At 63.1% G+C, this 10584-nt stretch carries 10 protein-coding genes and 1 pseudogene; 4 read left to right on the top strand and 7 right to left on the bottom strand.

Annotated elements, in window-relative coordinates; genetic code table 11:
* Nucleotides 1-114, top strand: a pseudogene (locus tag VGP39_RS03650) (amino acid ABC transporter substrate-binding protein); the annotation flags it as partial.
* 98 nt (nt 115-212) lie between these two features.
* Here VGP39_RS03650 and VGP39_RS03645 read toward each other — a convergent pair.
* Together VGP39_RS03645 and VGP39_RS03640 are read right to left on the bottom strand one after the other, a co-directional pair.
* A complete protein-coding gene (locus tag VGP39_RS03645) occupies nt 213-1352 on the bottom strand; it encodes an acyl-CoA dehydrogenase family protein (RefSeq protein WP_327566742.1) in 1140 nt (379 codons plus the stop codon).
* Nucleotides 1353-1502: 150 nt separating this feature from the next.
* A complete protein-coding gene (locus tag VGP39_RS03640) occupies nt 1503-2687 on the bottom strand; it encodes an acyl-CoA dehydrogenase family protein (RefSeq protein ID WP_327566741.1) in 1185 nt (394 codons plus the stop codon).
* A 163-nt stretch (nt 2688-2850) separates the two neighbouring features.
* Here VGP39_RS03640 and VGP39_RS03635 point away from each other — a divergent pair, with 163 nt between their 5' ends.
* Nucleotides 2851-3396 carry a carboxymuconolactone decarboxylase family protein gene (locus VGP39_RS03635; RefSeq protein WP_327566740.1) on the top strand — a complete coding sequence of 182 codons (546 nt, stop codon included), beginning with the start codon at nt 2851-2853 and terminating at the stop codon, nt 3394-3396.
* 124 nt (nt 3397-3520) lie between these two features.
* Complete coding sequence (locus tag VGP39_RS03630; protein ID WP_327566739.1) at nt 3521-4024, top strand: VOC family protein; 504 nt, start codon at nt 3521-3523, stop codon at nt 4022-4024.
* Nucleotides 4025-4116: 92 nt separating this feature from the next.
* On the opposite strand, the gene VGP39_RS03625 is transcribed toward VGP39_RS03630, so the two are convergent.
* From VGP39_RS03625 to VGP39_RS03605, 5 genes are all read right to left on the bottom strand, one after another.
* The gene (locus tag VGP39_RS03625; protein ID WP_327566738.1) at nt 4117-5346 is read right to left on the bottom strand and encodes an MFS transporter; all 1230 of its coding nucleotides are present in this window, start codon (nt 5344-5346) and stop codon (nt 4117-4119) included.
* A gap of 225 nt (nt 5347-5571) precedes the next feature.
* Entirely contained in the window at nt 5572-5934 is a 363-nt protein-coding gene (locus VGP39_RS03620; protein ID WP_327566737.1) for a nuclear transport factor 2 family protein, read from the bottom strand.
* Nucleotides 5935-5961: 27 nt separating this feature from the next.
* Nucleotides 5962-7206 carry an MFS transporter gene (locus VGP39_RS03615; protein ID WP_327566736.1) on the bottom strand — a complete coding sequence of 415 codons (1245 nt, stop codon included), beginning with the start codon at nt 7204-7206 and terminating at the stop codon, nt 5962-5964.
* Nucleotides 7207-7321: 115 nt separating this feature from the next.
* Complete coding sequence (locus tag VGP39_RS03610; protein ID WP_327566744.1) at nt 7322-8005, bottom strand: DUF938 domain-containing protein; 684 nt, start codon at nt 8003-8005, stop codon at nt 7322-7324.
* Between the two features lie 36 nt (nt 8006-8041).
* Complete coding sequence (locus tag VGP39_RS03605) at nt 8042-9025, bottom strand: MBL fold metallo-hydrolase (protein WP_327566743.1); 984 nt, start codon at nt 9023-9025, stop codon at nt 8042-8044.
* 178 nt (nt 9026-9203) lie between these two features.
* On the opposite strand from VGP39_RS03605, the gene soxC reads away from it, so the two are divergent.
* Nucleotides 9204-10484, top strand: coding sequence for a sulfite dehydrogenase (gene soxC / locus VGP39_RS03600; RefSeq protein ID WP_414644553.1), 1281 nt, complete (start codon nt 9204-9206; stop codon nt 10482-10484).
* Nucleotides 10485-10584: the final 100 nt, after the last annotated feature.

Raw genomic sequence — 10584 nt, 5'->3', positions numbered from 1 at the left:
TACGGCGAGGTCTACGAGCGAAATGTCGGCGCCGGCTCGAAGCTCGGCATCCCGCGCGGCCTCAACCAGCTGTGGAGCGCCGGCGGCATCCAGTACGCGCCGCCGATACGGTGAGCACGAACTGTCATCGCCCGGCTTGACCGGGCGACCCAGTAAACTCTGACGTTTGCGTTTACTGGGTCACCCGCTTTCGCGGGTGATGACAGCGGCGTTCAATAGCTCCTCAGCCTCGCCAGCTGGTCGGCGTGAAAGTTGCTGTCGCCGAACAATTCCTGACAGACCCGCGCGCGCTTCATGAAGAAGCCGATGTCGAACTGGTCGGTCATGCCCATGCCGCCATGCATCTGCACGCCTTCCTGAACCGCGAGCGTCGCGGTCGAGCCGGCCCGCGCTTTCGCCACCGCAACCGCGGCTCCCGCATTTTCAAAATCGCCATCCAGCGTCTGCAGCGCCTTCAGCACGGCGGCGCGGGTGATCTCGATCTCGACATAAAGATGCGCGGCCCGGTGCTGCAGCGCCTGGAATTCGCCGATCAGTTTGCCGAACTGCTTGCGCTCCTTCAAGTAGGAGACGGTGCGGCCGAACACTTCCTCAGCTACGCCGACCATTTCCGATGCCACCGCGCCCCGGCCGATATTGAGCAGGCCTTCCAGCATCGCGCCGCCCTGATCGACTTCGCCGAGCACGCTGTCGGCATCGACCTCGACATTGTCGAACACGATGCGCGCGGCGTTGTGCGAATCCACCATCGCGGTGCGCTCGGTCTCGATGCCGTTAGCCTTGGGATCGACCAGGAACAAGGTCAGTCCATCACGCTCGCCGGCAGCGCCCGCAGTGCGGGCTGCCACGATCAGCAAATCGGCAGTGTGCCCGTCGACGACAAAAGCCTTGGCGCCGTTGAGCTTGAACCCGTTGCCGGAACGCACCGCCTGCATTTTTGTCTGCAGCGGACGGTGTTTGGCGCCTTCGTCGACCGCGAGCGCGGCCAGCAGCGAGCCGTCGGCGATCTTCGGCAGATGCTCGGATTTTTGCGCCGAACTTCCGCCGCGCGACAGCGCCGATGCCGCAAGCACCGCGGTGGACAGGAACGGCGACGGCATCAGCGTGCGGCCGATCTCCTCCATCACCACGCCGGCTTCCACGCAACCGAGCCCGCTGCCGCCGAACTCCTCCGGCACCAGCAGGCCGGAAAATCCCATTTCGGCAAAGCTGCGCCACAAATCGCGGGAGAAACCGGTGGCGTCCTTGGAGTCGCGAAGCTGCCGCAGATGCGACACCGGCGCCTTGTCACTGATGAGGCCGCGCGCGCTGTCGCGCAGCATGGATTGTTCTTCGTTGAGGACGAGGGCCATGGGTGATTCCCGGTTTTTGATGTTACGTCGTCCCCGCGAAGGCGGGGTCCCATAACCACCGTGGTGATGAAGAAGGAAGGTGGGGAGGCATGGGTCCCGTCGAGAGTACACGGCGTATGGGTCCCCGCCTTCCGCGGGGACGACGAGATGTTACGCCCCCGGCAGATCGAGAATGCGCTTGGCAACGATGCCAAGCATCACCTCAGAGGTGCCGCCCTCGATCGAGTTGGCCTTGGTACGCAGCCACGCACGCGGGCGGGCGCCCTGCTTGGAGCGCTCGCTTTCCCACTCCAGCGCATCGATGCCGCCGGCGGACATCAGGATTTCGTAGCGCCGCTTGTTGAGTTCGGTGCCGTAATATTTCATCGCCGAGGAAAACGCCGGATGCGCCTGCCCCGCTTTGGCCAGATCGACCGCGCGCTCGGCGGCAGCGGCCAGTGCCGCCTCGTCGATCTCGAAGGTCGCGATCTGTCCGCGCAGCATCGGGTCTTCAAGCCTGCCCTGCTCGTCGGTGCCGACCGAATCGGCGGCGACCTGGCCGAGCGGCCGGCCGACGCCGCGCTCGCCCATGCCCGAGATCATCGCGCGCTCGTGCTGCAGCAGATATTTTGCGTCGTCCCAGCCGCGGTTGACGGTGCCGACCACATTCGCTTTGGGCACCCGCACATTGTCGAAGAAGGTCTCGCAGAACGGCGACTTGCCGGAAATCAACAATATCGGCTTGGTCGACACGCCCTTCGAGGCCATGTCGAACAGGATGAAGCTGATGCCGTCGTGCTTTTTCCCCGAGGCGTCGGTGCGCACCAGACAGAAAATCCAGTCGGCGAAGTTGGCGTAGGAAGTCCAGATCTTCTGGCCGTTGATGATGAAATCGTCGCCGTCGGCTTCGGCACGGGTCTGCAGCGAGGCAAGATCGGAGCCCGCGTTCGGCTCGGAATAGCCCTGGCACCAGCGGATCAGCCCGGCGGCAATTTTTGGCAGATGCTCTTTCTTCTGCGCGTCGGTGCCGTATTTCAAAAGCGCCGGTCCGAGCATCGAAATGCCGAAGGAAACCAGCGGCGGCCGCGCGCCGATCGCCGCCATTTCCTGGCGCACGATCTTGGCCTGTTCGCCATCGAGGCCGCCGCCGCCATATTGCTTCGGCCAGTGCGGCACGGTCCAGCCCTTGTCGCGCATGCGCTCGAACCAGGTCTGCTGCGGCTCCGAGGAGAATTTGGTGTTGCGGCCGCCCCAGAAGGTATCTTCGTCCGATGTCATCGGACGCCGCATCTCCGGCGGACAATTGGCTTCGAGCCAGGCGCGGGTTTCTAGGCGGAACTGATCGGGATTGGACATCAGCGCGTTCCCATCAATGCATCATTGTTGGGCCGGACCTTAGCGGCCGTATTGCCAATATCAATATATCTCTGGCGTGCAGCGGTCCGTTGCGGGATATGTAGGACCGCGCGATCCGGCGTCAGCCAGCGCCGCAAGGATTGAAAAACAAGAGGAAACACAGATGCGCCTGAAACTGCTTTCGCCTGGCGAAATGAACGAGGACCAGAAAAAAACCTACGACGAGTCGATCGCCAGCAAGCGCGGCAGCCCGCCGCCGCCGATGATGGCCTGGCTCACCAGCCCCGAAATGGCCAAGCACGCAACGCGGCTCGGCGCATTCCTGCGCTTCGACACGGTGTTTCCCGCAAAACTCTCGGAAATCGCGATCCTGGTCACCGCACGGCACTGGACTTCGCATTACGAGTGGTATGCCCACAAGCGGCTGGCGCTGAAAGGCGGCATGGACCCGAAAATCATCGATGACATCCGCGATCGGCGCACGCCGACATTCGACGACCCGAAGGGGCAGATGATCTACGACGTCGCCAAGTCGCTGCATGAGGGCCACGGCGTGGCCAAGGGACTCTACGACGACGCCGTGAAGATGCTCGGCGAGCGCGGGCTGGTCGAGATCATCGGGCTGTGCGGCTACTACACCATGGTGTCGATGACGCTGAACACCTTTGAGTTCGAGCTGCCGGAGGGGCAGCTCTCGGAGTTGGCGTAGGGCGCAACACAACGCCGTCATACGCGGGCTTGACCCGCGTATCCATCTATCTTCACAAGACTCTTTCGAAGAAGATGGATTGCCGGGTCAAGCCCGGCAATGACGCAGAGCTTGGAGTAATGCCATGCCCGATAATCCCAAAACCACTCCCATCATCGCCGGCACCCGCATCGGGCATGTTCATCTCAAAGTGGCCGACCTCGACCGCGCGCTGGGATTTTATTGCGGCGTGCTCGGCTTCGAGGTCATGCAGCGGTATGGCGACCAGGCCGCGTTCATTTCCGCGGGCGGCTATCACCACCACATCGGGCTGAATACCTGGGAGAGCAAAGGCGGCCAGCCGCCGGCGCCCGGCACCACCGGGCTGTTTCACACCGCAATTCTATATCCGACCCGCGCGGCGCTGGCGGAGGCGCTGCATCGCGTGCTTGCGGCAGGCATCCAGCTCGACGGCGCCAGCGACCATGGCGTCAGTGAGGCGCTGTACTTGCGCGATCCCGACCAGAACGGCGTCGAGCTCTACCGCGATCGACTGCAGGAGGAATGGCCGCGCCATCCCGACGGCTCGCTGGCGATGTTCACGCACAAGCTCGATCTTGAGGATCTGATGCGGGAACGTGAAGCGTAGCTTCACGTCATTGCGAGCGAAGCGAAGCAATCCAGAAGCCGCAGCGAAGGTCTGGATTGCTTCGTCGCTACGCTCCTCGCAATGACGAATTGTTAGGGCCGAGCGCTTCTCCCGCGCACCATGATCAGCACCGCGGCGGTCAACTCCAGCCCGATGCAGCCATAGAACGGCAATATGTAACTCCCCGACGCGTCGCGCAGCAGGCCGATCACTCCCGGACCGAACGCATAGGTGATCTGGTTGATCGCCGTGATCAGGCTGACCAGCACGCCGAACGAGCGCGGATCGAACTCGCGCTGCACGATCAGCGCCGGCATTGTGATGAGATTGCCGACGGAAAACCCGAACAGCGCACAGGCCGCCATCAGCGCAATGTCGTTCTGCAGGTTGATGACGACGGTCAATGCGACGGCCTGGCTGACGAACGAGATCGCCGAGGCAAGCCGCTGGTTCAGCCGATCGATCACCGTCGAGAACAGCACGCGGCCGACCACCGCCATTGCGGTCATGAGCGCGACCGCTATGGCGGCGCGCTCGCGGCCGATCACCGGATCGAGGAACGAGATCAGGTGAACGATGAAGCCGACCTGCGCGAACAGCACCAGCGCAAACGCAATCGACACCGACAGGAAGGCGGCATCGCGAACCGCCCGCGCGCGTATCCGCGACGCCGACGGCGCATCCGCCGCAACCAACGCAAGGGCGATGTTCATCCGATCGGGCGGACGCCCGACCAGAATCAGAACGACCGGCACCAGCAGCACGACCATCGTGACGGCAGCGACGATCATGGCGCCGGAAAAACCAAAACTTGCGATCGCCGCAACCATCAGCGGCACCCCGGCAATACCACCAAAGCTTGCGCCGTTCAGCGCCAGGCTGATCGCCATGCCGCGCTTTTTGTCGAACCAGAGCCCGAGCGTGTTGGTGATCATGCCGAGGCTGGTGCCGACCCAGCCGAACGCCAGCAGCCCGTTGACGGCATAAAGCTGCCACGGCGCGGTGACCTGACCGATCAGGGCAGCCGCCGATGCCATCGCGAATACACCAGCCAAAAGGCAGTTACGCGGGCCGAACGCCCGGATCGCCTCGCTGACAAAGGCGACCAGCAACGCACCGAACAGGTAAAAGAAAGTCGTCGCCGTTGAAATCAGCGAGGTCGGCCAGCCATGAATTCGGTGCAACTCGGCCACATAAACGCTCTGGCCGTAGAAGCCGAAGGCCCAGCCGAAGGTCGCGACCAGGAAGCAGACCGCGACGATCCGCCAGCCGTCGTAGCGGATCGAGGATTCGTCGACGAGCGTGTCCTGAGAATGGTCCAAAGTGTGCATCCATCATTCTGAAAGCCGTCATGCCCGGGCTTGTCCCGCCTGCGGGGCCGAAGCCCCTTCGGCGAGGCGAAGGCCCGGGCATCCACGTCTTAATCTTCCCAGTCGTTCCAAAGACGTGGATGGCCGGGACATGCCCGGCCATGACGAATTGGTCTACAGGATCGCCAAGAAAATTGCTTCGACGCCACCCGAAATGTGGTGGATTGTGCGGCGGTGTCAGGATTTCGGCTTGCCGGGATCGTAAAAGAACCGTTCGCGGAAGATTTTATCGTTGCGCCACTGCTGCAGCGCGATCTCGTCGATCCGGTGCACCTTGCCGGAAAGGCCCGTCAATTCGAATACCCAGTGGATCGCGACATGATCGCCTTCGACAACGGAGGCCATCGCCTTCGAAAAGACGTGCGTGGTCCGCGCGAGCACGCCACGCTCATGCGCGACCAACCGGTCGCGGCCGACCCGGGGCGGCGAGGCATTCTCCTGCATGCTGGCGTCTTCGGTGTAATAGCGCTCGATGGCGCCGGCATGGTCGCCGCTTTCCACGACGGCGATGAATTCGTCCAGAAGGGCTCGCGACGGCATCGAACCTCCACAGATATTGTTCGCCGATCAGATGTTCGGATCGGGAAACTCCGACACGGGCTGTAGTCTCCTCCGGCGCCTCGCGAACGACGCCAGCATCAGCACCGTAAGCCCCAGCAGCACCGGCGGGAATACCACGATATTGACGGCCGGCCAGCCGTAGTTCGCCAGCAACTGCCCCGACGAAAACGATCCCAGCGCCATGCTGCCGAACACCAGAAAATCGTTGAAGGCCTGCACCTTGTTGCGCTCCTGCGGCCGATGCGTCTCCAGCACCAGCGCCGAGGCGCCGACGAAACTGAGATTCCAGCCGACACCAAGCACGATCAACGTCGCCCAGAAGTGCATCGCGGTGATGCCGGAAAGCCCGATCGTTGCCGCGATGGCTTCCAGTGAAAGACCGAGCGCCACAATCTTCGGCGCACCGAAGCGCGCGATCAGAGAGCCCGTGAAAAAGCTCGGCCCGTACATCGCCACGATATGCCATTGAATGCCGTAGTTGGAATCGCTGACGCTCAAGCCGCACATTTTCATCGCCAGCGGCGCCGACGTCATCACCAGATTCATCATCGGATAGGATACGATGCCGCAAAGCGCCGCCGCGATGAACCGCGGTTGCCGCGCGATCTCGAGCAGCGGGCGCCCGCCATGCAGATCGGCCGCCGCCGGTTTTGGCGCATCGACTCCGGACAGAACGACCATCGCAACGACCGCGACCGCCGCCTGCACCACAAAACTGAAGGCAAACAGATAGGGCGGCCAGATGTCCATCGTCCATTGCACCAATTGCGGGCCGAGCACGCCGGCGAACACGCCGCCGGCCATCACCCACGACACCGCTTTGGGGCGATACGCCGCACTGGCGCCGTCGGCGGCGGCGAAGCGGTAGGATTGCGACACCGCGCCGTAGAGGCCGCCGAGAAACGTCGCGCAGCAAAACAGCGCAAACGAGCCGCGCAGGATGGCGAATGCTGCGAGCAAACCGGTCAGCACGCCACACCCGGTGCCGATGATGAAGGCGACCCGGCGGCCGTAGGCACGCGAAATCGCACCGGTCGGCAAGGTCCCGGCGGCAAGCCCGACCACGAACATCGAAAGCGGCACGGTCGCGAGCGAGATATCCGGCGCCAGCGTCGCGCCGACAATCGAGCCGGTGGCGAAAATGACCGCCGAATTCGCGCCGGTCAGCGCCTGCGCCGCCGCGAGACGCACCACATTAGAGCGCGCGCGAGCGTCGTCGGCGATCTCATCGGTTGCGGTCACGTCGATCATCGGCACTTCCACCCAAGAGGCTGCTGCTGCGCAGGGCCTTGTTGATTCACCGCACTATGAAGGCAGGCCGAAGCGCAATCAACCGACGCAAACGGGCGCGCGCCATGCTTGGCGTTCAGTCTCGCCTCGATCGTCCGAACGCCAGAATGAGATTGTTGGCCGGCATCTCGGCAATTTCAACGAGGCCCAAACCGACAGTTTCGGCAAGCGCCGTTACATCGACGATGTCCCGCACGCCCCATTCGGGGTTGTTGTCGCGCAGGCTGGTGTCGAACACGGCGTTGCTGAGCGCGGTGTGCCTGCCGCCGCGTTTGAACGGGCCGTAGAGAAACAGCCGTCCGTCCGCCTGCAGATAACGCGCGGCGCCGGCAAACAGACCTTCGGCGACGCGCCACGGCGCGATGTGGATCACATTGGCGCAGAACACCGCCAGCAATCGATCTGGTCCGTTGCCGCCGGCCAGTTCGGGGCACCACGCGGGATCGGACAGATCGATCCGGAGCGGGGCGCGAACATTGGCAAGCTGCGCCTTCGCCCGCCACGCAGCGATACTGTTCAGATGCGCTTCATTGAGGTCGCTTGGCCACCACGTGATCTCGGGGCTGCGGCGGGCGAAATCGATGACATGCTGTCCGGTGCCGCTACCGGCTTCCAGCACGTCGCCGGATTTGTCATTGAGGAAGTTCTGCAGGATTGCCCAGATCGGCTGGTGATTTCGGTGAAACGCCGCCGCGTCGAGACGGCCATCGGGTTCGACCGGCTGGCCGTCCCTGCCGAATTCCACCACGTATTCAGCCACCACACTTGCTCCAATTGCTCCGTCGGGAATGACGGGTCAAGGCTTATCAGCTTTGAACTGCGATTGCTCCAGTTCCAGATAGATCCGATAGGCGTTGCCGCGGTTGTTGGCGGCGAACGCCGGCATGTCCCGGTATTTCGACCAGTCAGTTTGGTCATAGGCCACATCGAAATCGGTCCAGTCCTTTACCGCCGTCGCCATCGCGATCCGGACGTATTGAATGTAGTCGCGTGTAAATGAGATCGCCTGCTTCGCCTCGGTCGATGCCCTGCCGTGCCCGGGAATAATGAATTTCGGATCGAGTTTTTCGATCTCCTTGAGCGCTGCCAGCCACTGCGTGGTCGAGACGTCATCGCTGTTCATATGCGGAATCCGGCTGTTCTGCACAATATCGCCGGCGAACAACACGCCGTCCGGCTCGACCAACATCATCATGTCGCTCGAGGAATGCGCCGGTCCGGCATACAGCAGCGTCAGTCGCTTGTCGCCGAGCGCGATCGTCATGCGGTCCCTGAAGGTAATGTCCGGCGGCACCACGCGGGTGGTTTTGTCGACCCATGGAAACAGCGCGCCGCGGCGCTGGTCGAGCCGCTGGCTGGCTTTCTCGTCGGCGATCTCCTCGTTGTCCTTGTATTCGCCGGCGCGTTCCTGCGCGACGATCACGGCACCGGTGTGATCCTTGAACGCCTGCAAGCCGTAGATGTGATCGGCATGATAGTGGCTCGCAATCACATAACGGATTTTCTTGTCGGTGACTTTGCGGATGTCTTGCAGCAGCGCCCATCCAAGACTCGGCGTGCCCAACGCGTCGAACACCACGGCGCCGTCCGAGGTGACGACGAAGCCTGCATTGGAGGTGTTGCCTTCATTGTCCTTGCCGGGAATGCCGGGGTTGCCGGTGCTGTAATAAATCGGCTTGCCCGGTACCTGATCGATCTTCAGGGGAACCGCGGTCGGCGGATACGGCGACGCGGTTTGGGCAAGCCCAGCAGCGTCGAGACACGCCGAAAAAACCAGCATCGCGGCGGCGAAACGCTTCACTTCACGTCTCCGCAAAAGATATGCTTGAGCACCTGCAGCACGCGCAACGCTCGCTTTTGACTAAATTAGAGACCAACGATACTGCTGACGCAACAATGAACATGCGGCGCGCGCCGCAAAGCGAGGAAACATGCGGCCCGATTTGCGCGGCATGCCCATGGCGTCGAAGCTCGCGGTACGGCGCGATCCACTGCTGGGCCGGCGCTCTTTCCTTGGGCTGGGGGCGGCGCTGACCGGCGGCCTCGCGTTTCGCGCAAGACCCGGCCACGCCGAAACTCCCGCCGCTTCACCACCGGCCGATGCGCCGTGGTCGCAGTCGATCGGGCCCGGCGTGGTCGACCGTCCCTATGGCAGGCCTGCGGACACCGAGGCCGGCGTCATCAGGCGCAACGTGCCGTGGCTCACCGCCGGCACCGAATCCTCCATCAGCTTCTCGCCGTTGCAGGACCTGCACGGCATCATCACGCCGAACGGCCTGTTTTTCGAGCGCTATCATGCGGGGCGGCCCCATGTCGACCCGGATCAGCACCGGCTGATGATCCACGGCCTGGTCGAGCGCCCGCTACTTCTCACGATGAACGACATCGTGCGCTTCCCTTCCGTGTCGCGCATCCATTTCATCGAATGCCCTGCCAATGGCGGCATGGAATGGCGCGCGGCGCAATTGAACTCGCTGCAGTTCAATCACGGCATGATCAGTTGCGCGGAATGGACCGGGCTAAAACTCTCGACCTTGCTGGAGGAAGTCGGCGTCAAGAAAGATGCCCGCTGGGCGATGGTGGAAGGCGCCGACGGCGCGCATATGAACCGCAGCCTGCCGCTCGACAAATGCCTCGACGATTGCCTCATGGTGTATGCGCAGAACGGCGAGGCGCTGCGGCCCGAACAGGGTTATCCGCTGCGGCTGGTAGTGCCGGGCTGGGAGGGCAATGTCAGCATAAAATGGCTGCGCCGCATCAAGCTCGGCGACAGACCGTGGTATTCACGCGAGGAAACCTCGAAATACACCGACCTGATGCCGGATGGCACCTCGCGCGGCTTCACCTGGCTGATCGACGCCAAGTCGGTCATCACCTTTCCCTGCCCCGAAAAGCCGCTGAGCGGCCTGGGGCTGTATGAAATTCGCGGGCTGGCCTGGAGCGGCAACGGCAAGGTCCGCCACGTCGATGTTTCCGCGGACGGCGGCGTCAACTGGCAGCGCGCCCGGTTGCACGACCCCGTGCTGTCGAAGGCGCTGACGCGCTTCACGCTGCCGTGGCGCTGGGACGGCCGGCCGGCGCTGCTGCAATCCCGCGCAATCGACGAAACCGGATATGTGCAGCCGACCATTACGCAGTTGCGAAAGCAGCGCGGGCTGAATTCGGTCTATCACAACAATTCGATCCAGACCTGGCAGGTCAAGCCCGACGGAAGCGTGTTCGATGTTCAGATCTCGTAGGCGCCGGACCATGGCCGTCATTGCCGTGGGATTGCTCGCCGAATCTCCCCTGATCGCCGCCGAGGCCGGCCATTTCGGCTACGGTAGAGCCGCCACCGCG

This window comes from Bradyrhizobium sp. (assembly GCF_036009065.1).
Classification (GTDB): Bacteria; Pseudomonadota; Alphaproteobacteria; order Rhizobiales; family Xanthobacteraceae; genus Bradyrhizobium.
Note: the sequence above shows the minus strand (reverse complement) of the source record. Positions and strands in the feature narration are given on the sequence as shown.